The sequence below is a fragment of the Microlunatus speluncae genome, assembly GCF_009299835.1.
GTDB classification, from domain to species: domain Bacteria; phylum Actinomycetota; class Actinomycetes; order Propionibacteriales; family Propionibacteriaceae; genus Microlunatus; species Microlunatus speluncae.
In genome coordinates this window covers 499,821-522,486 of record NZ_VKCZ01000019.1, presented here as the reverse complement: position 1 = coordinate 522,486, position 22,666 = coordinate 499,821, and the positions used below count along the sequence as shown (strand labels likewise).

Genomic DNA, 22,666 nt, shown 5'->3' with positions numbered 1-22,666 from the left:
GTCGGGAACGGCTCGCTGGACCGGATCGTCGGCGGATTGGTTCGGATCAAGGTGAACTGATGGCCGGTCGGCTCCGTATGCATGGTCAGGACGTGCGCGGGGTGCCCGTCGAGAGCCTCAGGGCGCGTACGTCGACAGGAGGTAGAGATGAGTCGGTCGTTGGCGACCCATCAGCGGTCGGAGGGCGCACTGACCACAGCGGTGGAACGGGACGAGGGGCCGCGGGTGCTCCGCGGCATCGTGGCCGCGGCCGTGCTGCTGTCCGCCGACATCCATCTGGTGCTGTGGCTGGACAGCTTCGCCGACATCCCGGTGATCGGGCCGCTGTTCCTGGTCAACGTGGTCGCCGGGCTGCTGATCGGCGTCGGGATGCTGATCGTGCGGCACTGGTTCCTGACCTTCCTGGCCGCGGGATTCGGGGCGGCGACCTTCGCCGCGTACCTGATCTCGCGGACGGTTGGTCTGTTCGGCGTCCGGGAGCAGACCTGGGATCCGCAGGCCGTGCTGGCCGCGGTCGCGGAGATCGTCGCCGCGCTCGGTGGTGTGGTGCTGCTCGCCGCCCAGTTACGATCACGGAGGGCACGGGGAGAGTCGGCGCCGACGTGAGGTGAGGAGTGCCGGACAGCCAGGCGGAACTGATGCGCAGGCTGCATGATGATCATGCGACCGCGCTGTGGTGGCACGCGCTCCGGCTCACCGGCGGCGACCGGGCCCGGGCCGAGGACGTGGTGCAGGAGACGATGCTGCGGGCCTGGCGCAATCCTCAGGTGCTGGACGCCGAGTCGGCGCGGTCCTGGTTGTTCACGGTGGCGCGGCGGATCGTGATCGACGAGTGGCGGACCGTCCGGGCGCGCAGCGAGGTGCCGGTCGCGGAGTTGCCGCCGGCCGGCCGCTATGCGCCCGACCACGACGAGGCCGAGCAGGCCATGCTCGTCTTCAGCCTGGCCGAGGCGCTGGAGCGGTTGTCGTCGCAACACCGCGAGGTCGTCCTGGAGTGTCATTACCGTGGACACTCGGTCGCCGAGGCGGCGCGACACATCGGCATCCCGGAGGGCACGGTGAAGTCGAGGTTGCACTACGCGTTACGGGCCCTGCGGTTGGCACTGGAGGAGATGGGGGTGACGGAGTAATGGCCCAGGACAGGTTTGCGTCCTACGATGCCGCCTACGTGCTCGGTGCCCTGTCGCCCAAGGACCGGCAGGAGTACGAGCAGCATCTGCGGGAATGTCCCGACTGCGCGACCGCGGTCCGAGAACTGGCCGGCATGCCCGGCCTGCTGTCCCGGGTGCCGCCGTCGCTGTTGCCCACCGAGGAGGAACTGCCCGACCCGCCCGCGGACCTGCTGCCCAAGCTGCTCAACCGGGTGCGGGCCGAGCGGCTCCGGCGCCGGGTGATCACGATCGGCACGGCGACGCTGGCCGCTGCCGCCTGTCTGGTCCTGGTCTTCATGATCGTCTTCCGGCCGTTGGTCGGTGATCAACCGGCGGCCATCCCGTCGGCCACGATGAGCCCGGTCAGCAACGCTCCGGTGTGGGCCTCGATCGGCCTGAAGGAGGTCGACTGGGGCACCAAGATCGACATGCACTGCATGTACGAGCAGCGCCCCGGATCGACCCGGAGCGGCGTCTACCTGCTGGTGGTGGTGACCAAGCAGGGCGTGGCCGAAACGATCAGCACCTGGAAGGTCTTCCCGGGCAAGGATGCGAGATTCCAGGCCGCGACCTCGCATTCGATCAACGAGATCGCCGCGATCGAGGTCCGCAGCTCCTCGAACAAGACGCTGCTGACGATCTCGCCCTGACCGCCCTGACCGCCCTGACCGCCCCGACCGCTCTGCCCGCCGGGATCAGCGGGCCTCGGGGTCGCGGGCCAGGACCGTGCGCCCGCCGTCGACCGGGATCACCGCGCCGGTGATGAAGCTGGATTCGTCGGAGAGCAGGAAGGCGACCGTGGCGGCGACCTCGTCCGGACGGCCGACCCGGCCCAGCGGATGGATGGCGGCCATCTCCCGCTCGGTGGCGGCGGCGCCGTCCGGGCCGAGATCGGCCAGATACTGCTCGTAGCGGGCCGTGGTGATCGAGCCGAGTGCGGCGCAGTTGACCCGGATCCCGTCCCGGCCGTACTCCACGGCCAGGGCTCGGGTCAGGCCCTCGATCGCCGCCTTCGCGGTCGCGTACGGCGTCGCGCCGGGCACCGCCTGCCGGGCCTGGTGCGAGGAGACGTTGACGATCGCCCCGTGACTTCCGGTGTCGCGGAACCTACGCACGGCAGTCGTGCAGCCGACCACCACCGGTGCCAGATTCAGTTGGATCGCGTCCAAGATCATTTCCGGCGGATCCGCATGCACGGAGGCGTCCCGGAACACGGCGGCGTTGTTGACCCACCCGGTCAGCTCGCCGGCCCGATCGGCCGCCTCCTCGGTCACCGCCGACTCGGCCGCGCTCCCGATCACCACCGCCAGCCGGTCCCGGGCCGGATGATCACCGACCCAACCCGTACTGGCCTCAGCCAACTCGACCACCACGACCCGCTGCCCGTCACCGAGCAGCCGCTCCACGATCGCCCGCCCGATCCCCTGCCCACCACCGGTCACCACAACGCCCACGCTCAACACCCTCCAAACCCCGAGTTGTCAGAACTAGAGCACGCTATAGCGTTCCCTAGTTCTGACAAGTCGGGGTGTTCAGGTGCAGATGGCGCCGACGTTGGCGGACTGGACGAGCTTGGCGTATTTGGCGAGGACGCCGCGGGGGGCGGGGCGGTCGAGGGGGGTCCAGGTTTCGCGGCGGCGTTGCAGTTCGTCGGCCGAGACGTCGAGGTCGAGGGTGCCGTGGGCGACGTCGAGGGTGATCTTGTCGCCGTTCTCGACCAGGGCGATCGGGCCGCCCTCGGTGGCCTCCGGGGCGATGTGGCCGACGCAGAGTCCGGTGGTTCCGCCGGAGAAGCGGCCGTCGGTGATCAACATGACGTTCTTGCCGAGGCCGGCGCCCTTGATCGCGCCGGTGATCGCCAGCATCTCCCGCATGCCCGGACCGCCCTTCGGACCCTCGTATCTGATCACCACGACGTCGCCGGCGGTGATCGTGCCGTCCTCCAGCGCGTCCATCGCGGCCCGCTCGCCGTCGAAGACGCGGGCGGTGCCGGTGATCACCTCGGTGTCGAAGCCGGCGCTCTTCACGACCGCGCCCTCCGGGGCCAGCGAGCCGGACAGGATGGTGATCCCGCCGGTCGGGTGCAGCGGCTCGGACAGCGCGCGGACGATGGTGCCGTCGATGTCCGGCGGGTTGATGTCGGCCAGGTTCTCCGCCATCGTCTTGCCGGTCACGGTCAGGCAGTCGCCGTGCAGCAGGCCGGCGTCGAGCAGGGCTCGCATCACCACCGGCACGCCGCCGACCCGGTCGACGTCGTTCATCACGTAGCGACCGAACGGCTTCAGGTCGCCCAGGTGCGGCACCTTCTGGCCGACCCGGACGAAGTCGTCCAGGGTCAGCTCGACCTCGGCCTCGTTGGCGATCGCCAGCAGATGCAGCACCGCGTTGGTCGAGCCGCCGAACGCCATCACCACCGCGATCGCGTTCTCGAACGCCTCCTTGGTCATGATCTGCCGGGCGGTGATGCCGCGCCGCAGCAGTTCGACGACGGCTTCGCCGCTCTGCCGGGCGTACGTGTCCCGACGCCGGGCCACCGCCGGCGGGGAGGCCGACCCGGGCAGGGACATGCCGAGCGCCTCGGCCGCGCTGGCCATGGTGTTGGCGGTGTACATGCCGCCGCAGGCGCCCTCGCCCGGGCAGATCGCCTTCTCGATCTCGGTCACCTCTTCGCGGGTGATCAGGCCGCGGACGCAGGCACCGACCGCCTCGAAGGCGTCGATGATTGTCACGTCCTTGTCGCCGACCCGGCCCGGCATGATCGATCCGGCGTAGAGGAACACCGAGGAGAGGTCGAGCCGCGCGGCCGCCATCAGCATCCCCGGCAGCGACTTGTCGCAGCCCGCCAGTAGCACCGAGCCGTCCATCCGCTCGGCCTCCATCACGGTCTCCACCGAGTCCGCGATGATCTCCCGGCTGACCAGCGAGTAATGCATCCCGACGTGACCCATCGAGATCCCGTCCGACACCGAGATGGTGCCGAACTCCAGCGGATACCCGCCGGCGGCGTGCACGCCGTCCTTGACCGCCTTCGCCAGTCGATCAAGCGAGAGGTTGCACGGGGTGATCTCGTTCCAGCTCGAGGCGACGCCGATCTGCGGCTTGGCGAAGTCCTCGTCGCCCATCCCGACCGCGCGGAGCATGCCGCGGGCGGCCGTGGCCTCGAGGCCGTCGGTCACCGCCCGGGACCGCGGCTTGATGTCGGGAGCGGGGGTCGTGTCGGTGGTCATAGGGCCGTAATCTACGCCCCGGTCACCTCGTGCCGCCCGCTGGTCCGGGCCGCGGATCGGCGGACCTCGGCGAAGGCCAGGGCGATGATCAAGCCGGCGCCGAGCACCGGCCCGACGATCCCGACGAAGTCCTGCAGTGCCGAGTAGCCGAGCTCCTTGCCCTGACCGTACGGCAGCAGCGCCAGCGGCGGGCAGGCACAGACCCAGACCACCCAGGCCCCGGCGATGATCTTGGTCCACAACGGCAGCGGCACCAGTGGCACCGGACCCCTGGCCGCCCCCGGCCGGGACCGCACCTGCAGCGCGACGGCGACCGCGAGCGGCAGGATCCAGACGTAGTGGTGGGTCCACGAAAGCGGCGAAGCCAGACAGGTGCACAGGCCGACCAACCCGACGGCGAACGCGTACTGCCGACGGCGCCACCATTGGACCGCGACCACGGTGCCGATCAGCGCGATCAGTCCGCCGATCGCCAGGCCGACCAGGGTGACCCCGCGAGAGTCTCCGATCAACCGGAAGAAGACGCCGGACAGCGCCTGGTTGCCGACATAGAGCGGCGAGGCAGTCCTGGTGTCGCCGGCGAGCAGCCCGCCGAAGAAGGAGACCGTCTGCGGCCAGAGGAAGATCGCGCCGATCCCGGTCAGCACCCCGAACGAGATGATGCCGGTGATCGCCAGCTTCCGTTTGCCGATCAGGAACGCGAAGATCACGAACAGGGCCGGGGTGAGCTTGATCGCCGCCGCCAGCCCGATCAAGGTGCCGCGCGGCAGGAACCGCCGCTCCCCCGGCCGGTCCGGCAGCAGGTCCATGATCACCAACGCCATCAGCAGGGTGTTCACCTGGCCGTAGCCGAGGGTGGTCCGGATCGGCTCGACCGCCAGCACCACCACGATCCCGATCAGGGCGAGCTTCCAGCCCCGCGGCACGCCGCAGCGGCGCAGCACGGCCTGCTGCGCGGCGACCAGGGCCAGGGTCCAGAGCACCTGCCACAGCGCGTACGGGCCGATGGCCAGCGGGATCATCAGGATCGCCGCGATCGGCGGATAGATGAAGTAGAGGCCCCAGCCGGGCGTCGTCGTCGCGAAGATGTCCTTGCCGACCAGCAGATCCCGGACGGCGTAGACGTACACCTGGAGATCGATGGTCTGCGGGTCCCACGGGAAATAGCTGCCGTCGAAGGAGATCACGAACGGCAAGATGATCAACGCGACGACGAACGGCGGCAGCAGTTCCACCACCAGCCGGCCGATCCTGCGGCCCGGGCTGCGCGGTGCTGTCGTCGACTCCGGGTGCGTGGTCAAGGTCATGCGGCTCCGTTGATCTGGGCCAGCACGGCGTCCAGCTCTTCCGGCTCGGTCGGCTGCGGGTTGATCAGGTTGCGCAGGCCGGGAGCGTCGGCGTAGCGCGGGATCAGATGCAGGTGCAGGTGGAACACCTCCTGGCCGGCCACGGCCCCGGCCGAGGACGACAGGTTGAGTCCGTCGGCACTGAGCCGCTGCACCAGCAGCCGGGCGCACGCGTCGACCGCCGGGCCCAGGTCGGCCAGCACCGGCGCTCCCTCGATCAGGCTCTCGACATGATCACGGGGCACCACCAGGGTGTGTCCGCGATGCCACGGCTGCTGGTCGAGGAAGGCGATCGCATGATCATCTTCATAGATCCGGCGGGACGGGATCTCGCCGGCGATGATCTTGCAGAAGACGCAGTCAGGGGAGGACATCGATCACGTTCTCCAGTTCCTCGCCGGCGGCGAATCGGCGCAGTTGCTCGGCCAGGAACCGATCCGCGCGCGGCTGGTAGGCCGTGCTGGCACCGCCGACGTGCGGCACGATGAAGACGCCGGGCGAGCGCCACAGCGGATGGTCGGCCGGCAGCGGCTCGGGATCGGTGACGTCCAGCGCCGCCCGGATCCGGCCGGTGCTGGTCTCCGCGACCAGGGCGTCGGTGTCGATGATCTTGCCCCGGGCCACGTTGACCACCAGCGCGTCGTCCGGCAGCAGCTTCAGCGCTGTCGCGTCGATCAGTCCCTCGGTCTGCGGCGTCAGCGGCGCGATCACGAAGACCACGTCGGCCTCGGGCAGCAGCTCCGGCAGCCGGTCGACCGGATGGACCTCGGGTTCGGTCCGGGCCCGGCGAGCGACCCGGGTCACCGAGGCCACCTCGAAGCCGGCCAGCCGGCGCTCGATCGCGGCGCCGATCCGGCCGTAGCCGATGATCAACACGCGCTGGTCGGCCAGGCCGACGCCGCCCCGGGGCTGCCAGACACCGTCCGGCTGGTTGCGCGCGAACTCGTCCAGCCGGCGCCCGCTGGCCAGGGCCAGGGCGATCGCCAGCTCGGACGTCGCGGTGTCGTGGATGCCGCCGCCGTTGCACAGCGTGACCCCGTCCGGCACGTGCGGCAGCACGCCCTCGTAGCCGGCATAGAGGATCTGCGCGACCTTCAGCTTCGGCATCTCCGCCGCCCGGCTGAAGGCGACCTTCGGCGGCTTGGAGAGCACGTAGAACTCCACTTCACCGATCGAATCCGGCCATTCACCGTCGCCGGGGAAGCAGTCGACCTCGATCCCGTCCGGGATGCCGCCGAGCCGGCGCTCGGCCTCGGCCAGGTCGGCGAAGGGCAGCCAGACACGCCTCATGCGGGAACACCTCCGGCGCCGACGGCTGTGCGGACCGGGTAACCGGCAGCGGCGAGGGCCGCCTTCACGTCGGCGATCCGCAGCGTACCGAAGTGGAACACACTGGCCGCCAGCACGGCATCCGCACCGGCGTCGATCGCCGGCGGGAAATCCTCGGCCCGGCCGGCGCCGCCGGAGGCGATCAGCGGCACGTCGACCACCGCGCGAACCGCGGCGATCATCTCCAGATCGAAGCCGGAGGTGGTGCCGTCGGCGTCCATCGAGTTGAGCAGGATCTCCCCCACCCCGAGGTCGACCCCGCGACGGGCCCACTCGATCGCGTCCAGTCCGGCGCTCTTCCGGCCGCCGTGGGTGGTCACCTCGTAGCCGGACGGCTGGTCCGGCGCGCGGCGGGCGTCGACCGACAGCACCAGCACCTGGTTGCCGAACCGCCGGGTGATCTCACCGATCACCTCCGGCCGGTGGATCGCGCCGGTGTTGATCGCGACCTTGTCGGCCCCGGCCCGGAGCAGCACGTCGACGTCGTTGACCGAGCTGACCCCGCCGCCGACGGTGAGCGGGATGAACACGGTCTCGGCCGTCCGCCGTACGACGTCGAGGGTGGTTTCGCGCCCCTCGACCGAAGCGGAGATGTCGAGGAAGGTGAGTTCGTCGGCTCCCTCCGCGTCGTACGCGGCGCCGAGCTCGACCGGGTCGCCGGCGTCGCGCAGGTCGACGAAATTCACACCCTTCACCACGCGTCCGCCGTGGACGTCGAGGCAGGGAATCACACGCACCGCTACCGTCATTCGGGGCCCCCGCGGCGTTGTTCGGGGGAGCGAAGCGGAGGAGAAGAACGTCGTGGGGTGAAGCTCACGCGCCTACCTTATGCCGCCCGGCGGTGCCGGCTCGTCGAAGTTCAGACCGGCGAGGTCCGGTTATCCACAGGTTTGGGCCCTTCGCCTGGCGCCCGTCGCGTTCTCGGCCGACACTGGCGATCGACCCGGTCCTGAAACGTGATCGGGACTGACCGAGGCGGGGGTTCTCGATGGACGTGCGGGAGAAATTGTTGCGGGGCGTCACTGCGGCGCTGATCGTCGGCCTGATCATGAGCGGGTTGGTCGCCGGGGCTCGGCCGACCGTCGCCGCGGCCGACGACCCGGCCGGAAAGCTGCTGTTGCTGCTCGACTCCTCCGGCTCGATGAAGGAGAAGATCGGCGGCGGCCGGACCAAGATCACGGCCGCCCGGTCGGCGCTGACCAAGATCGTTCGCGCGTTGCCGGCCCGGGCCGAGGTCGGCCTGCGGGTGTACGGGGCGACGGTGTTCGACCGGGCGGACGAGGGCGCCTGCACCGACACCCAGCTCGTGGTGCCGATCGGCGTCGGCACCAGGGACCGGCTCGAGGCGGCGATCGCGAAGTACAAGCCGTACGGCGAAACGCCGATCGGCTACTCCCTGGAACGAGCCGCCGAGGACCTCGGCCGCGAAGGCCGGCGCACCATCGTGCTGGTGTCCGACGGCGAGGAGACCTGCCTGCCCGATCCCTGTCCGGTCGCCGCGAAGCTCGCCGCCGCCGGGGTCGAGCTCAAGATCGACGTGATCGGGTTCCGGGTCACCGGCAAGGCCCGCAAGCAACTCCGCTGCATCGCCGACCGGGGCAACGGCGACTACCACGACGCCGAGGACGCCGAAGATCTGGAGCGCAGCCTCAGCGGGCTGACCACCCGGGCCTTCCGGCCGTTCCGGTTCAGCGGCCGAGCGATCACCGGCGCCGACCGGCCCGCGGCCGCGCCGAGGCTGGCGCCGGGCACCTGGCTGGACCGGATGCCCGGCGGCGATTCGACGCGGTTCTACCGGCTGCACCGGACCCGGCCCGGCTCGACGTTCTGGATCGGCGCAAGCCTGCTCGCGCCGCCGGGACTGCTGAGCCGACTGTCGCTGCGGCTCTACGCGCCGGACGATCTCGACTCGGCCTGCGCCAAGGCGGTGCCGAACCTCACCAACTGGACCGGCGGTCGCCGGCTGCTGTCCGGCTTCGTGGTCAGCAGCTCCGGCGACGAGGAATGCACCCGATCACCCGAACTGCTGCTGGAGGTCGGCGCCGGCGGCCTGTCCCCCGGCGTCGACGGCGACCCGGTGGAACTGAGGGTCGGCGAGGAGCCGCCCCTGGTCGATCGATCGGCCCTGCCGCCGGTTGCGGGCGAGCCGACCTGGCGTCCGGTCAAGCCGGGCCGGCCGGCGCCGGCGATCGGCGGTACGTCCTTCGCCGACGCCCCGACCCTGCGACCGGGCAGCCATGCCGCGGACATCGCGCCGGGCGAGCTGCAGACATACCGGATCCACGCCGGCTGGGGTCAGCGGATCCAGGTGCAGGCCACGACCGGGCGGTTGAGCCGAGCCGACCGGGCGCTGGTCGGCCTCGGCCGGCACGTCCAACTGGAGCTGCTGTCGCCGTACGGCGGCACCGCTCAGACGTTCGGCCTACGGGGAGCGCCGGCTCTGAGCAGCACTCCGATCGGCGCGGACGGCAGCACCGTGGTGGCGGCGAGCAAGGAGCTCCGCTGGCTCAATCGGGAGGGTGCGCAGGACGCCGATCGCGGCACCGCGCTGGCCGGCGACTACTACCTCACGGTGCGACTGGACGGTAAGGACGGCGACGCGCCGTTCGCGGTCCCGCTGACGCTGACCGTCGGCCTGGTCGGGACGGCGCAGGATCCGCCGCCCTACCAAGCCGCGACCCCGCCGACCCCGACGCCGACCTCAGCGCCGACCTCAGCGCCGCCGCCCTCGTCGGCGCCGATCACTCCCGGTCCGGCCGTCGCCTCGAGCCCCAATCCACCCTGGGCCTTGATCATCGGCGCCATCGTCGGCGTCCTGGTGCTGCTCGGCGGTGCGGCGGTCGTGCTGGGGTTGCGCCGTCGTCACTGAGGGTCATCCGCCGGGTCGCCGTGGCTGATCCGGGCGGTGCGAGCCGGAGTGAAGAGCATGGCCACCGCGACGATCAGGAAGCCGACGGCCACCGCCCAGAGGATCGGGCGGAAGCCGAGCGCGTCGCCGAGGATGCCGCCCAGCGGCGCTCCGATCACCACCATCGCCCGGTTGAGCGACCGCAGCGAGGCGTTCACCCGGCCCTGCAGCCGGTCCGGGGTGACGGTCTGCCGGTAGCCCATCTCGTTGGCGTTCGAGGCACCCAGCCCCAGTCCGAACAACAGTTGGCCGACGCCGAAGACGATCAAGCCGGCCCAACCGGCCGCGGCCAGCGCGAAGGTCGCCCAGGCGACCGCGTCGACGATCCGGCAGCCGATCACCACCGGCCCGACCCCGAATCGCTCGCCCAGCCGCGTCGCGACCAGGCTGCCGAGCAGGGCGCCGATGCCGCAGAGCGCGATCAGCACGCCGAAGCCGAACGGGTCGAGACCGAGTGTGGTCAGGGCGTACGCGGGCAGCACCGCACCGCCGACCGCGTTGCAGATGAACCAGCCGTGCGTCGTCAGGGCCAGCGGCGCCAGAGTCCGGTGCCCGTACGCCCAGCGCAGTCCCTCCATCGCCTCCCGGCCAACGCCGCGGAGCGACAACCGGGCCGGCGGCGGCTCCTCGACCCGGACGAACCAGGTCAGCACCGCCGAGGCCAGGAAGGTCGCCGCGTCGATCAGGATCGCGATCGGCGCGGTCAACAGCGACACCAGTCCCCCGGCGACGGCCGGTCCGGTGGTCTGCGCCACCGCTCCGCTGGAGTCGAGCCGGGCGTTGGCCCTGGTGATCAACGCCGGCGGCACCAGCCGGGGCAGGATCGACTGCGACGCGGCGTCGTTGATGATCGACAGGGTGCCGAACCCGATCATGATGATCACCAGCGCGACCAGGTCGAGCAGACCGGTCAGCGCGAGCACCGGGATCATGATCAACAACAGGCCGCGGAGCAGGTCGGTGCCGACCAGCACCGGCCGCCGCCGGGCCCGGTCGACCAGCACCCCGACGATGATCCCCAGCAGCAGGTACGGCAGCCAGCGGGCCGCGTTGACCAGGCCGACCCCGGTCGCTCCGGCGGCGAGCTGCTCGACCACCAGCACCTGGATCGCCAGCGCGGTGATCCCGCTGCCGAAGGCCGACACCGTCTCGGCCGTCCAGAACCGGACGAAGCCGGGCCGGTCCCGCAGCCGCTCCGTACTCGTCACTCGCCACTTCCTACCAGCCGACGCCGGCGAGGAGACCAGGACACCCGCAGTACTCCTTGCGCAATGACCCCGATGTTTGCGATAGTAAACGCAGTTTGCAGTAGTAAACGAGGTCGGGTGGAAGGGCGAGGGGATGAGCGGACGAAGGTCACGGATCCGGCGGTTCACGGCCGCCGCGCTCGGCGGGCTGATCATGGTCGGTCTGGTCCTCGGCGCCGGTACGGTGCCGGCCGCCGCCGACGGCGGGAACGGGAAGCTGCTGCTGGTTCTCGATTCGTCCGGGTCGATGAAGGAGAAGGCCGGCGACGGCAAGACCAAGATCGAAGCCGCCCGGGCCGCACTCAACCGCGTCGTTGACGCGCTGCCGTCCGAGGCCCAGGTCGGGATGCGGGTCTATGGCGCGACCGTCTTCGACCGCAAGGACGAGGGCGCGTGCGAGGACACTCAGCTGGTGGTGCCGATCGGCACCGGCAACCAGGCCAAGCTGAAGGCGCAGATCGCGAAATACAAGCCGTACGGCGAGACGCCGATCGCCTACTCACTGGAGCAGGCGGCCAAGGACGTCGGCACCGAGGGGCAACGGACCATCCTGCTGGTCTCCGACGGCGAGGAGACCTGCGTCCCCGATCCGTGCCCGATCGCGGAAAAGATCGCCGCCGCCGGAATCGACCTGAAGATCGACGTGGTCGGGCTCCGCGTCTCCGGCAAGGCCGAGAAGCAACTCCGCTGCATCGCCGACAAGGGCAACGGCGACTACTACGACGCCGACGACACCGAAGACCTCGAACGCAGCCTCAGCCGGCTGACCTCCCGCGCCTTCCGACCCTTCGCGCTGAGCGGCACTCCGGTCACGGGCGCGGCCGAACCGGGCGAGGCCGCCGAGCTCGGCGCCGGATCCTGGCTGGACACGCTGCCCGGGGAGGCCGAGGCGGTGAAGTACTACCGGCTGCGGCGGAGCCAGCCGGGCTCGACCTTCTGGGTCGGGACCAGCCTGCTGACCCAGGAGTTCACCGCCCAGCTCGCGCTGAAGCTGGTGCTCCCCGACGACCTGGACCGGACCTGCGGCTATGCCTATCCCTCCGTGGTCGGTGCCCAGCTGTCCCGCCGGCTGTTGACCGGGATGCTGAGCAGCCATTCCGACGCCAAGTTGTGCAACGACGCCACCGAGTTGCTGCTCCAGGTCGGCTTCACGGATTTCTCCGAGAACATCGCGAAGGAGCGCTACCAGCTCCGCGTCGACGAAGAGCCGCCGCTGTCGTCGGCGACCGGCTTGCCGGACACGGCCGACGACCCGACCTGGAAGTCGATGGCGCCGACGAAGGCCAAGCCGGTCGAGTCCGGCACCTCCTTCGCCGATGCGCCCACGATCACCGCGGGCACGTACCAGATCGACGTGATGCCCGGCGAGATCCAGACCTTCAAGGTCTCCGCCGGCTGGGGACAACGGATCCAGGTGCTGACCCAGGTAGGGAAGCTCGCCAAGGCTGACCAATGGGTCGCCGCCGGAGTCCGTGGCTACGGCGTCGACCTGCTCTCCCCGTACGGAGGCTCGGCCGGGGCGACCTTCGCCAAGGGCGGGCCGAGCGCGCAGAGCTCGGTCAGTGTCGACGGCAACGAAGTCGGTACGACGACCAAGGAGATCCGGTGGGCCAACCGCGACGGCTCCGGTGACGACGACCATTCGACCGCCCGCGCCGGCGACTACTACGTCACCGTCCGGCTGGACCGCAACAAGGCCGACGAACCGGCCTTCGGGCTGCCGATGACGCTGACCGTGGCCGTGCTCGGCGAGGCTCAGCCGGCACCCCCGTACGTCGACGCGGGGACACCGCCCAGCACTCCGTCGAGCAGCGCCCCGGCCACGACCCCGCCCCCGTCGAGCTCCGCCTCCACCGATCCCACCGATCCCGAATCGCCCCAGGGCTCCCCCGGTGCCGGCGATCCGCCGCGGGACGACGCCGCCGGTGACCAACCGCAGGCGGGCCTGATCGCGGTCCTGATCGGGGCGGCCGTGCTGCTGGTCGGGGGCGGCACCGGACTGCTGGTCTGGCTGCGGCGACGTCCCTGACCCGGTGCGGGGCCGGCCCGGTCAGCGGGCCGTGGTGATCCGGGAGAAGTGGCGGACCGCGTCGTCGGTCCGCGCCACGCCGTAGGCCTCGAGCAGGTCGGCGACCTCGGGATACCGGGCGCGGACCTGCGCCGCGGCCGCGGCGTACTCGTCGGCCGAGGCGGCGAGCCGGAACACCTCCTGGATCTGCCGGACCGCGGTCCGCGGCTCCGGCCGGGACCGGGTGGTCAGCACGTCGCCGCGGTGGTCGGTCGTGACCTGGGCGACCGCCTCGTCCGGGGTCAGCCGGCCGAGTTCGACGTCGGCCACGGCCTCGTGCAGCAGCCGCAACCGCTCGCCGCTGGCCGGATTGGCCAGCTTGGTCCGGTGACCGTTGATCAACTGGGACAGCATCGGGGCGGAGATGCCGAGCAGCCCGGCGAGCCGGCTCTGGCTCAACCCGAGGACGGCGCAATAGCGCCCGGCCAGCTGTTGCAACGTCTCGCCGTACAGCGCGACCTGCTCCTCGCGGACCCGGCCGACGTCCTCCGGTGATGCCATCACTCGCCTCCGATTTGCAGCAGTGAACGCGACCAGCATACGACTCAGGCGCGGAAACCGGATCCTCCCGGCGGACGGTTAGCCGTCGTGAAGTCGGCTCAGAGGAGCAGCAGGATCGCCGCCACCAGGCAGATCGCCCCGCCGGCCACCAGCCCGAACGCGACCGCGCGCAGGACCGGCCGGCGCCCCCGGCCGGACGCCGGAGGCAGCACCGGGACGGCTCGATCCGGTGCCGCCGCGGGGATCGTGGCCGAGTCGCGGCCAGCCAGGGAGGCCGACCCGGTGCCGGTCGACGCGACGACTCCGGTCGGCGACAGGACGCCGGTCGACGGCTGCGGGCGGACCCGGGTGGCCGGGCCGTCCGGGCCCCAACCCGGCGGGAGCGGCGGCAGCTGATCGAAGACCTCGACCTCCGCGCCGGGCCCGCCCCACGGAATGATCTTCGCCAGCACCGCCCGGGCCTGGTCGGCCGATCCGATCCGGCCGGCCGGGTCCGGGGCCAGCAGGGCTGTGATCAGTCCACCGAGCGGGCCGTGCCGGACCGCGTCGGGCAGTTCCGGCCGCGGCGCCGACGGGCTGCCGCCGGTGATCAACTCCAGGGCCACCAGTCCGGCGGCGTACAGGTCCTGCCGCGGATCCGGATCCGCACCGGCCGTGGCCTCCGGCGCCAGATAGCGCGGGGTTCCGATCACCTCGCCGACCCGGGTCAGCCGCGGGTCGTCGATCGCTGCCGCGATGCCGAAGTCGGTCAGCCGCAGGTGCGGTCGGCCGGTCCCGGTCGCGTCCAGCAGCAGGTTGCCCGGCTTCACGTCGCGGTGCACCAGGCCGACCTGATGCACGGCGGTCAGCGCCTGCAGCAGCTGGTCCAGCAGGGTGATCACCCAGCGCGGCGGCAGCGCTCCGTAGTCCTTGATCAACATCGCCACGGTGCCGCCACGAACCAACGGCATGGTGAACAGCACCCGGTCGTCCTCGCCGGCCCAGCCGATCGGCGTGACGACATGATCGTGATCGATCCGCCAGGATGTCTCGCGGACGAAGCGGAGCAGCGAGGCGCTGTCGGACTGCTTGAGCACCTTCGCCGCCCGGAAGGCGTCGTCCCGGGAGTCCCAGACCCGCCAGACGGTGCCCATGCCGCCTTCGGCGAGCAGGTCGACGAGCTCGTACCGGCCCGCGAACACCTCTCCCATCGGCCCATCCTCGCCGATCCGCGGGCCAGGGCGCCATCGATCCGACCGATGCGGAATACCGGCGGCGGGCGGCTCCGGCCGCGGTTAGGCTGAGCGCCATGCCGGAGCTGGACCAGACCTTCATCGCCTTGCCGCTACGTTCCGTCGCCGATGCCGCGCTGACCCGGGCCCGTGAGCTCGGCGCCGATCATGCCGACGTCCGGATCGAACGGATCAAGCAGAGCTACCGCAGTTATCGGGACAGCAAGATCGAGACCGCGGTCGACGACGAGACGCTCGGGATCGCGGTCCGGGTCGTGCACCAGGGTGCCTGGGGATTCGCGGCCGGGATCGTCCTCGGCCCGGATGCCGCCCGCGGCCTGGCCGAGCAGGCGATCCGGACGGCGGAGGTGTCCCGGCCGCTGAGCACCGAGCGGGTCGAGCTCGCGCCGGAGGGCGGCTATCCCGATGCCACCTGGGTGTCGTCGTACCAGCTCAATCCGTTCGAGGTGGCCGATCCGGAGAAGGACGGCCGGATGATCGAACTCAGCGACCGACTGCTCGCCGCCGACGGGGTCAATCACAGTCAGGCGCTGCTCTGGTACGTCCAGGAGAACAAGTTCTACGCCGATCTCAACGGGACCACGACCACCCAGCAGCGGGTCCGGGTGCAGCCGGAGTTCACCGCGATCAGCGTCGGTGATCATGGTTTCGCCTCGATGCGCACGCTGGCCGCACCGGCCGGTCGCGGCTGGGAATACCTGACCGGCACCGGCTGGGACTTCGACACCGAGGTGGCCGAGCTGCCCGAGTTGCTGGCCGCGCACGCGAAGGCGCCGTCGGTCGAGGCGGGCCGCTACGACCTGGTGATCGACCCGACCAACCTGTTCCTGACCATTCACGAGTCGATCGGCCACGCCACCGAGCTGGACCGGGCGCTGGGCTATGAGGCGGCCTACGCCGGCACGTCCTTCGCAACCGTTGATCAGCTCGGCAGCCTGCACTACGGCAGCGAGGTCATGAACGTCACCGGCGACCGGGAAGTCGATCATGGCCTGGCCACCATCGGGTACGACGACGAGGGCGTGGCCGGGCAGACGTTCCCGATCATCACCGACGGCACCCTGGTCGGCTATCAGCTGAACCGGCAGATGGCCGCGGCCCGCGGGCTGGATCGCTCCAACGGCTGCTCCTACGCCGATTCGCCGGGTCACATCCCGATGCAACGGATGCCGAACGTGTCGCTGCAACCGAGCCCCAACGGGCCGAGCACCGACGAGTTGATCGGCCGGGTCGATCATGGGATCTACGTCGTCGGCGACAAGTCCTGGTCGATCGACATGCAGCGCTACAACTTCCAGTTCACCGGGCAGCGGTTCTACGCGATCGAGGGCGGCAAGATCAGCCACCAGCTCCGCGACGTCGCCTACCAGGCGACGACGACCGACTTCTGGCGGTCGATGGAGGCGGTCGGCGGTCCGCAGACCTACTACCTGGGCGGCGCGTTCAACTGCGGCAAGGGCCAGCCCGGCCAGTCGGCGCCGGTGTCGCACGGCTGCCCGTCGGCCCTGTTCCGCCAGGTCAACATCCTGAACACCGTGACCGAGGGAGGCCAGTGATGCCGGCGACGAGTTCCGGGGTGGGGACCAAGATCTCGGCCCAGCAGTTGATCACCGACGTGCTGGCGGCGGCCACGCTGCCGGTCACCGTGATCGTCAAGGAGACGTATCAGGCCAACCTCCGCTGGGCCAACAACCATCTGACCACCAACGGCCAGATGCACGGTCGCGAGCTGACCGTGATCAGCACCGCACCGGTGGACGGAGGGACGGCCGCGGCCGTGATCACCCGGCAGGCCGGCGATGATCATGATGTCGCGGCGCAGGTGACCGAGGCCGAGCGGGTGGCCCGGGCTTCGGCCGCCGCGGAGGACGCCGCCGAACCGGTCGCGGCAGGCGCCCCGGACGCCGACTTCGACGCCCCGCCGGCCGGCACCGACATCGAGGTGTTCGCGGCCGTCGCGCCGGCGCTGGGCGAGGCGTTCCGGGCCGCGGCAGCCGACGACCGGCTGCTGTTCGGCTTCGCCGAGCACATCGTCAGCACCAGTTATCTCGCCGCCAGCACCGGTCTGCGCCGGCGTTCGGTGCAGCGCACCGGCCGGTTCGAGTTGAACGCCAAGACCGCCGATCTGACCGCGTCGGCCTGGGTCGGGGCGGCGACCGCCGATTTCACCGACGTCGACGTGACCGCCCTGGTCGCGGAGTCGACCAAGCGGCTCGGCTGGCACGCCCGGACCGTCGACCTGCCGCCCGGCCGGTACGAGACGATCATGCCGCCCGGCGCGATCGCCGACCTGTTGATCTACGCCTACTGGACCGCCGGCGCCCGGCCGGCCGAGGAGGGCCGGAGCGTCTTCTCCACCAAGGAGGGCGGCACCCGGATCGGTGAGCGGCTGAGCGATCTGCCGATCACCCTCGCCTCCGACCCGGCTGCGCCGGGGATCGAGTGCGACCCGTTCGTGATCACCACCAGCTCCGGCGAGACCAGCTCGGTGTTCGACAATGGGATGCCGTTGCCCCGGACCGAATGGATCAGTAAAGGCACGCTGAACGAGCTGGTCCGGACCCGGGCCTGGGCCGCCCGCTCCGACGCCGAGCCGGTCGCGGCGATCGACAACCTGATCATGGACGCCGGCGGCACCGCGACGATCGAGGAGATGATCGCGGGCACCGAGCGCGGGCTGCTGCTCACCTGCCTCTGGTACATCCGTGAGGTCGACCCGGAGACCCTGCTGCTCACCGGCCTGACCCGGGACGGCGTCTACCTGATCGAGAACGGCAAGATCACCGCCGCCGTGAACAACTTCCGGTTCAACGAGTCCCCGATCGACCTGCTCGGCCGGATCACCGAGACCGGCCGGGCGGAGAAGACCCTGTGCCGGGAGTGGAACGACTGGTTCACCCGGACGATCATGCCCCCGGTCCGGATCAAGGACTTCAACATGTCCACCGTCAGCCAAGCCCGCTGACCCCTTCCCCACCGAGTTGTCAGAACTGAGTAGCCCTATGACACAACTGAGTTCTGACAAGTCGGCGTCGGTGCACCATGTGGAGTTGTGGGTGGCGGAGTTGGCGCGGGCGGAGCCGGAGTGGGGATGGTTGTTCGGTGAGCTCGGCTGGGAGGTCTTCCAGAGCTGGGCGGGCGGTCGGTCCTGGCGAGCGGCCGACGGGGCGTACGTCGTCGTCGAGCAGTCCCCCGCTGTCGAGCCCGGTCCGCACCGCCGGACCGCGGCCGGGATGAACCACCTGGCCCTGGCGACCGACCGGGCGACCGCCGACCGGATCGCCCGGGTCGGTGATCAACACGGCTGGACGCTGCTGTTCCCCGACCGGCATCCGTACGCCGGCGGCCCGGAACACTACGCCGCCTATCTGAGCAACAGCGACGGCTTCGAGATCGAACTTGTGGCCCGATGACCGACCCGGGAGCGGACCAGGACCGGCCGGAGGACGAGCGGCCCACCAGCACCGCCGACCTGGTCGCGGTGATCAGGGAGTTGGGCCGGCTGACCACGCCCGGCGCGATCGACGAGCGGCGGGTGATCGAGCTCGGCGGCGTGCCGCAGGTGGTCTCCGTCCGCGGCCGGGACCGGCGCAACCCGATCATGATCATCGTCCACGGCGGGCCGGGCACCCCGCTCAGCGGGACGTCATGGATGTGGCAGCGCCCGCTCGAGGAATATTTCACCGTCGTCCAGTACGACCAGCGCGGCGCCGGCCGGAGCTTCCGGCTCAGCGATCCGGACCGCCTGCACGACGACCTGCACCTCGCCCGCTACGCCCGGGACACGGTGGAGCTGGCCGAGGTGGTCCGGAGCGAGTTCGGGGCCGACCAGGTCACCGTGGCCGGTCACAGCTGGGGCACCGCGGTGGCGGTCGAGGCCGTGCTGGCCCGGCCCGAGTTGTTCTCCGCCTATCTGGGCATCGGTCAGGTGGTCTCCGTCGCGGCCGGCGAACGGGCCAGCTGGGACTGGGTGCGTGCCGAGGCCGAACGACGTGGCGATCCGACCGCTCAGGCGGAGCTCGACGCGCTGCTGCCCTATCCCGGCACCGGCCCGCTGGATCTTGGGAAGGTGATCACCGAACGCACCTGGGTGCAGCGGTTCGGCGGTTTCGCGGCGGGCCGGGCGGACGGTGACTACTTCACCGACGGCGATCTGCTCTCCCCCGACTACGACGATGACGACCGCGACTCCAGCCTGGCCGGCAACGAGTTCCATGCCAGGCACCTGCTGCCGACGCTGAACGAGCTGGATCTCACCCAGGTGAAGAGTTTCCCGATCCCGATCATCCAGTTCCTCGGCCGGCACGACGGGATGACCCCGACCGGACCGGTGATCACCTGGCTGGACACCCTCCAGGCGCCGGCCGTGATCATCGAGTGGTTCGAGGACTCCGCCCACCTGCCGATGTTCGAGGAGCCGGGCCACTTCCTGATCGCTGTCCTGAAGCACCTGCTGCCGCACGCGGGCCCGGCCGGACGAAATCGGGTTTGACGCGGCCGGTTCGACCGCTACCGTGTCCAGCGTGTCGAGTCCGGAAGCAGACAAGTCCGGGGCTGCCGGTCATCCGTCAGCCCCGTGATCACCTGATCCTCCGCTGGCCGTGGCGACCAGACGTTTCCCCGTCTCGTCTCACCTCGGAGTTCTTCGATGCCTCTCCCGCTCTATCTGCTCGCCCTGGCCGTGTTCGCCATGGGCACCTCGGAATTCATGCTCGCCGGGCTGTTGCCCGAGCTCGCCGGTGATCTCGGCGTCACGGTCGGCACGGCCGGGCTGCTGACCTCGGCGTTCGCGCTCGGCATGGTCGTCGGCGCGCCGCTGATGGCGGTGGTCGCTCGCAACTGGCCGCGCCGGGCGGCGCTGGCCGGGTTTCTGGTGAGCTTCCTGCTGGCCCACATCGCCGGTGCCATCACCGACAGTTTCCCGGTCCTGTTCGCGACCCGGGTGATCGCCGCGTTGACCAACGCCGGGTTCCTCGCGGTCGCGCTGAGCACGGCGGTGGCCCTGGTCCCGGCGGACCGGAAGGGCCGGGCGTTGTCGATCTTGCTCGCCGGCACCACGGTGGCGACGATCGCCGGCGTGCCCGGCGGCGCGCTGCTCGGCTCGGTGCTCGACTGGCGGGCCACCTTCTGGGCGATCGCCGCGCTCTGTCTGCCGGCCCTGATCGGCGTCCTGGTCGGTCGGCTACCCGACCGTGACGGCGGCCGGATCGAGCTCGGTCGTGAGCTGGCCGAGCTGCGCCGGCCGCGGCTGATCCTGGCGATGGTGCTCGGCGCCCTGGTCAACGCCGCGACGTTCGGCGCGTTCACCTTCCTCGCGCCGCTGGTCACCGAGGTCGCCGGACTGCCGCCGCTCTGGGTGCCGGTGACGTTGTTGATCTTCGGCGTCGGGTCGTTGCTCGGCGTCACTGTGGCCGGGAGGTTGGCCGACCGGCGTCCCCGATCGGTGATCATGATCGGTGGGCCGGCGCTGCTCGCCGGTTGGGCCGCCCTCGCGGTCACGGCCGCGCAGCCGGCCGCCCTGCTCGGGCTCGCGCTGCTGCTCGGGATGCTGTCGTTCGGGGTCGGCAGCACGTTGATCACCCGGGTGCTGTACGCGGCGTCGGCGGCCCCCACGATGGCCGGCGCCTACGCGACCGCGGCCCTCAACGTCGGCGCGACCGTCGGCCCGGCGATCGCCGCCGGCACGCTCGGCACGGGCCTCGGCCTCGGTGGCCCGGCCTGGACCGCCGCCGCCCTAGTCGCGATCGCGCTGCTCGTCGCCGTACGGTCGGCTGGAACACTGCCCCGATAACCGCTCGCGACTCCCCTAAGACCCCGACTTGTCAGACGCACACCACGTCATAGCGTGGTCTACGTCTGACAAGTCGGGGTTTTACGGGGCGGGGCGGGTGTCGAGGATGTTGCCGTCGAAGTCGGCGGTGAGGTAGCCGCTGGCGTACTTGTCGCTGAGGTAGATCGAGATCGACGGTTCGCCGTCGGTGGCGACGCCGCCCGGGTCGACGATCACGTAGCGGCTCTCCGGCTTGGGCAGGTTGAGGGTCTCGTCGGCCCGCTTCATCAGTCGCGGCAGCAGGTCCCAGTCGATCTTGTCGACGTCGGTAGCGGTGTCGGCGGTCTGGTCGGAGCCCGAACTCCAGAGTTTGACCTGGCCCTGCTGGTCGTACATGTACCGGTCGTAGGCCCCCTTCCGGCCCTTGACCGGGACATCGACGATCGCGTAGTTCGGGTAGGCGATCAGCTTGAGGTATTTGGTCGTGCCGGTCGCCTTCTTGAGCGCCTTGATCGCCTGGTCCATGCCCTTCTCGGTGTGCAGCGAGGCGAGCTGCTCCGGTTCCGGACCGGACTTGTCGGTCGGGTCCGACGACGCCGGACCGCTCGGCTTCGACGCGGTGGACGGGTCGCCCGCCGACGGGGCGCCGGACGACGGCCCGTTGACCGGCGGGAACTGCGAAGCGAGCCTCGCCTGGTCCTGGATCCACGGCACCAGGAGCAGCCCCACGCCGGCGATCGCGGCCACCAGCAGCAGGGTCAGCCCGCCGATCAGGGAGCCGGCCAGGACGCGCTTCCGGGCCGTCCCGCGGGCCGGCGGTCCGGGCCGCCGCTCCACCGTGGCCGAGCCCTCCCCCGGCGGTGGCTGATAGGAGCGGTCCGCCGACCGCGGCTGGGGCGACCGGGCCAGCGGGCTGTACGTCGGCGGCGAACTCGGGGCCGCCTCCGAACCGTGATCCACCGCCTCCGAGCCGTCGTACGTCGGCCACGGAGCGGACGTCGCGGAGGCCGCCGAAGCTCCGAGGTGGATCCCCGGCGGGCCCGGATCGAGCGCCTGGATCAGCAGCGCGTCCAGCTGTTCCGCGCCGGCCCGGCCGGCCGGATCGGCGACCAGGACGGCGCGCAGGGCCGGGTCCAGCCGGCCGGCCCGGGTGGCCACCGGCACGACCCCGGACATCACGGCGGCCAGGGTCGCCGCCGCGGTCGTCTGGCGCAGCGGATGCCGCCCCTCCACCGCGACGTAGAGCAGCATCCCGAGCGACCACAGATCGGAGGCCGGGTTGCCTTCGCTGCCGTACAACCGCTCGGGAGCGATGTAGGCCGGCGAGCCGGTCAGCCCGCCGGTCGCGGTCAGCCGCGAGGTGTCGGCGAGGTCGGCGATGCCGAAGTCGGTGAGCACCGGGCTGCCGTCCGGCCGCAACAGCACGTTGGCCGGCTTGACGTCGCGATGGCAGATCCCGGCGGCGTGCGCCGCACGCAGGCCGCCGAGCAGCCCGCGCCCCAGCTCCGCCACCTCGGCCGGCCGCATCGGACCGGCGGCCAGCCGATCTTCCAGGGTGCCGCCCCGGACCAATTCCATGACCAGCCAGGGGAAAGGCTCCCCCGGCACAACGACGACATGGTGGATGGTGACCACGTGCGGATGATCGATCCGGGCCAGCGCCCGGGCCTCCCGCAGCACCCGGGTCCGCAGCATCTCCGCGTAGTCCGGATCGGTGGCCAGCCCGGGATCGGCCGGCCGGACCTGTTTCAGCGCGACCTCACGCTGCAGCACCTCGTCCAGCGCCCGCCAGACGGCACCCATCGCCCCGGAGCCGAGCCGCTCCATCAACCGGAAACGATCATCGATCAGATCGCCGGTCCCCCGATCCTGCGTCACGCAGGTCAG

The 22,666-nt window shown here is 71.0% G+C and carries 20 protein-coding genes; 10 read left to right on the top strand and 10 right to left on the bottom strand.

Annotation, left to right across the window (positions count from 1 at the left end):
- Positions 1 to 147: 147 nt before the first annotated feature.
- The 3 genes from FNH24_RS24675 to FNH24_RS24665 are packed head-to-tail and all read left to right on the top strand — an operon-like array spanning position 148 to position 1,801.
- Positions 148 to 606: a hypothetical protein gene (locus FNH24_RS24675; RefSeq protein WP_152364874.1), complete on the top strand. Its 459-nt coding sequence runs from the start codon at positions 148 to 150 to the stop codon at positions 604 to 606.
- Positions 607 to 638: 32 nt separating this feature from the next.
- Complete coding sequence (locus tag FNH24_RS24670) at positions 639 to 1,130, top strand: sigma-70 family RNA polymerase sigma factor (RefSeq protein WP_246187051.1); 492 nt, start codon at positions 639 to 641, stop codon at positions 1,128 to 1,130.
- A complete protein-coding gene (locus tag FNH24_RS24665) occupies positions 1,130 to 1,801 on the top strand; it encodes an anti-sigma factor family protein (protein WP_152364872.1) in 672 nt (223 codons plus the stop codon). Before FNH24_RS24670 ends, FNH24_RS24665 begins: the two co-directional genes overlap by 1 nt.
- Before the next feature lie 45 nt (positions 1,802 to 1,846).
- On the opposite strand, the gene FNH24_RS24660 is transcribed toward FNH24_RS24665, so the two are convergent.
- The 6 genes from FNH24_RS24660 to hisF form a co-directional block, all read right to left on the bottom strand.
- Positions 1,847 to 2,605 (bottom strand): SDR family NAD(P)-dependent oxidoreductase, encoded by a 759-nt coding sequence (locus FNH24_RS24660; RefSeq protein WP_217428485.1) that lies wholly within the window; start codon positions 2,603 to 2,605, stop codon positions 1,847 to 1,849.
- A 78-nt stretch (positions 2,606 to 2,683) separates the two neighbouring features.
- Positions 2,684 to 4,378, bottom strand: coding sequence for a dihydroxy-acid dehydratase (gene ilvD, locus FNH24_RS24655; protein ID WP_152364871.1), 1,695 nt, complete (start codon positions 4,376 to 4,378; stop codon positions 2,684 to 2,686).
- An 11-nt stretch (positions 4,379 to 4,389) separates the two neighbouring features.
- Positions 4,390 to 5,685: a glycosyltransferase 87 family protein gene (locus FNH24_RS24650; protein ID WP_152364870.1), complete on the bottom strand. Its 1,296-nt coding sequence runs from the start codon at positions 5,683 to 5,685 to the stop codon at positions 4,390 to 4,392.
- Positions 5,682 to 6,098, bottom strand: a complete 417-nt coding sequence (locus FNH24_RS24645; RefSeq protein ID WP_152364869.1) for an HIT family protein — start codon at positions 6,096 to 6,098, stop codon at positions 5,682 to 5,684. The genes FNH24_RS24650 and FNH24_RS24645 overlap by 4 nt, the downstream gene beginning before the upstream one ends.
- Entirely contained in the window at positions 6,085 to 7,014 is a 930-nt protein-coding gene (locus FNH24_RS24640) for a 2-hydroxyacid dehydrogenase (RefSeq protein WP_152364868.1), read from the bottom strand. The genes FNH24_RS24645 and FNH24_RS24640 overlap by 14 nt, the downstream gene beginning before the upstream one ends.
- Positions 7,011 to 7,802 carry an imidazole glycerol phosphate synthase subunit HisF gene (gene hisF / locus FNH24_RS24635; RefSeq protein WP_152364867.1) on the bottom strand — a complete coding sequence of 264 codons (792 nt, stop codon included), beginning with the start codon at positions 7,800 to 7,802 and terminating at the stop codon, positions 7,011 to 7,013. The genes FNH24_RS24640 and hisF overlap by 4 nt, the downstream gene beginning before the upstream one ends.
- A gap of 239 nt (positions 7,803 to 8,041) precedes the next feature.
- Between hisF and FNH24_RS24630 the strand changes: the two genes are divergently transcribed.
- Complete coding sequence (locus FNH24_RS24630; RefSeq protein ID WP_152364866.1) at positions 8,042 to 9,922, top strand: vWA domain-containing protein; 1,881 nt, start codon at positions 8,042 to 8,044, stop codon at positions 9,920 to 9,922.
- On the opposite strand, the gene FNH24_RS24625 is transcribed toward FNH24_RS24630, so the two are convergent.
- Entirely contained in the window at positions 9,916 to 11,169 is a 1,254-nt protein-coding gene (locus tag FNH24_RS24625; RefSeq protein WP_217428483.1) for an MFS transporter, read from the bottom strand. The genes FNH24_RS24630 and FNH24_RS24625 overlap by 7 nt on opposite strands.
- A gap of 133 nt (positions 11,170 to 11,302) precedes the next feature.
- On the opposite strand from FNH24_RS24625, the gene FNH24_RS24620 reads away from it, so the two are divergent.
- Positions 11,303 to 13,237 (top strand): vWA domain-containing protein, encoded by a 1,935-nt coding sequence (locus FNH24_RS24620; protein WP_152364864.1) that lies wholly within the window; start codon positions 11,303 to 11,305, stop codon positions 13,235 to 13,237.
- A gap of 21 nt (positions 13,238 to 13,258) precedes the next feature.
- Here the strand turns inward: FNH24_RS24620 and FNH24_RS24615 are convergent, their stop codons facing one another.
- Both FNH24_RS24615 and FNH24_RS24610 read right to left on the bottom strand, forming a co-directional pair.
- Positions 13,259 to 13,777, bottom strand: a complete 519-nt coding sequence (locus tag FNH24_RS24615; RefSeq protein WP_152364863.1) for a DNA-binding protein — start codon at positions 13,775 to 13,777, stop codon at positions 13,259 to 13,261.
- Between the two features lie 98 nt (positions 13,778 to 13,875).
- Complete coding sequence (locus tag FNH24_RS24610; RefSeq protein WP_152364862.1) at positions 13,876 to 14,967, bottom strand: serine/threonine-protein kinase; 1,092 nt, start codon at positions 14,965 to 14,967, stop codon at positions 13,876 to 13,878.
- Between the two features lie 98 nt (positions 14,968 to 15,065).
- Between FNH24_RS24610 and FNH24_RS24605 the strand changes: the two genes are divergently transcribed.
- The 5 genes from FNH24_RS24605 to FNH24_RS24585 all read left to right on the top strand — a co-directional run bounded on the left by FNH24_RS24605 (position 15,066) and on the right by FNH24_RS24585 (position 20,800).
- Positions 15,066 to 16,565 (top strand): TldD/PmbA family protein, encoded by a 1,500-nt coding sequence (locus FNH24_RS24605; protein ID WP_152364861.1) that lies wholly within the window; start codon positions 15,066 to 15,068, stop codon positions 16,563 to 16,565.
- The gene (locus FNH24_RS24600) at positions 16,565 to 17,974 is read left to right on the top strand and encodes a metallopeptidase TldD-related protein (protein WP_152364860.1); all 1,410 of its coding nucleotides are present in this window, start codon (positions 16,565 to 16,567) and stop codon (positions 17,972 to 17,974) included. Before FNH24_RS24605 ends, FNH24_RS24600 begins: the two co-directional genes overlap by 1 nt.
- A 37-nt stretch (positions 17,975 to 18,011) precedes the next feature.
- The gene (locus FNH24_RS24595) at positions 18,012 to 18,422 is read left to right on the top strand and encodes a VOC family protein (protein WP_152364859.1); all 411 of its coding nucleotides are present in this window, start codon (positions 18,012 to 18,014) and stop codon (positions 18,420 to 18,422) included.
- On the top strand, positions 18,419 to 19,501 hold the full coding sequence (locus FNH24_RS24590) for an alpha/beta fold hydrolase (RefSeq protein WP_152364858.1): 1,083 nt from the start codon (positions 18,419 to 18,421) through the stop codon (positions 19,499 to 19,501). Before FNH24_RS24595 ends, FNH24_RS24590 begins: the two co-directional genes overlap by 4 nt.
- Positions 19,502 to 19,657: 156 nt before the next feature.
- On the top strand, positions 19,658 to 20,800 hold the full coding sequence (locus FNH24_RS24585; protein ID WP_152364857.1) for a Cmx/CmrA family chloramphenicol efflux MFS transporter: 1,143 nt from the start codon (positions 19,658 to 19,660) through the stop codon (positions 20,798 to 20,800).
- A gap of 81 nt (positions 20,801 to 20,881) precedes the next feature.
- Here FNH24_RS24585 and FNH24_RS24580 read toward each other — a convergent pair whose 3' ends face one another.
- Entirely contained in the window at positions 20,882 to 22,657 is a 1,776-nt protein-coding gene (locus FNH24_RS24580; protein ID WP_217428481.1) for a serine/threonine-protein kinase, read from the bottom strand.
- Between the last annotated feature and the right edge of the window lie 9 nt (positions 22,658 to 22,666).

Bases quoted from the DNA above. Each gene is read 5' to 3' on its own strand.
- FNH24_RS24675 (WP_152364874.1), top strand. From the start codon at position 148: ATGAGTCGGTCGTTGGCGACCCATCAGCGGTCGGAGGGCGCACTGACC.
- FNH24_RS24670 (WP_246187051.1), top strand. From the start codon at position 639: ATGCGCAGGCTGCATGATGATCATGCGACCGCGCTGTGGTGGCACGCG.
- FNH24_RS24665 (WP_152364872.1), top strand. From the start codon at position 1,130: ATGGCCCAGGACAGGTTTGCGTCCTACGATGCCGCCTACGTGCTCGGT.
- ilvD (WP_152364871.1), bottom strand. From the start codon at position 4,378: ATGACCACCGACACGACCCCCGCTCCCGACATCAAGCCGCGGTCCCGG.
- FNH24_RS24650 (WP_152364870.1), bottom strand. From the start codon at position 5,685: ATGACCTTGACCACGCACCCGGAGTCGACGACAGCACCGCGCAGCCCG.
- FNH24_RS24645 (WP_152364869.1), bottom strand. From the start codon at position 6,098: ATGTCCTCCCCTGACTGCGTCTTCTGCAAGATCATCGCCGGCGAGATC.
- FNH24_RS24640 (WP_152364868.1), bottom strand. From the start codon at position 7,014: ATGAGGCGTGTCTGGCTGCCCTTCGCCGACCTGGCCGAGGCCGAGCGC.
- hisF (WP_152364867.1), bottom strand. From the start codon at position 7,802: ATGACGGTAGCGGTGCGTGTGATTCCCTGCCTCGACGTCCACGGCGGA.
- FNH24_RS24630 (WP_152364866.1), top strand. From the start codon at position 8,042: ATGGACGTGCGGGAGAAATTGTTGCGGGGCGTCACTGCGGCGCTGATC.
- FNH24_RS24620 (WP_152364864.1), top strand. From the start codon at position 11,303: ATGAGCGGACGAAGGTCACGGATCCGGCGGTTCACGGCCGCCGCGCTC.
- FNH24_RS24615 (WP_152364863.1), bottom strand. From the start codon at position 13,777: ATGGCATCACCGGAGGACGTCGGCCGGGTCCGCGAGGAGCAGGTCGCG.
- FNH24_RS24610 (WP_152364862.1), bottom strand. From the start codon at position 14,967: ATGGGAGAGGTGTTCGCGGGCCGGTACGAGCTCGTCGACCTGCTCGCC.
- FNH24_RS24605 (WP_152364861.1), top strand. From the start codon at position 15,066: ATGCCGGAGCTGGACCAGACCTTCATCGCCTTGCCGCTACGTTCCGTC.
- FNH24_RS24600 (WP_152364860.1), top strand. From the start codon at position 16,565: ATGCCGGCGACGAGTTCCGGGGTGGGGACCAAGATCTCGGCCCAGCAG.
- FNH24_RS24595 (WP_152364859.1), top strand. From the start codon at position 18,012: ATGACACAACTGAGTTCTGACAAGTCGGCGTCGGTGCACCATGTGGAG.
- FNH24_RS24590 (WP_152364858.1), top strand. From the start codon at position 18,419: ATGACCGACCCGGGAGCGGACCAGGACCGGCCGGAGGACGAGCGGCCC.
- FNH24_RS24585 (WP_152364857.1), top strand. From the start codon at position 19,658: ATGCCTCTCCCGCTCTATCTGCTCGCCCTGGCCGTGTTCGCCATGGGC.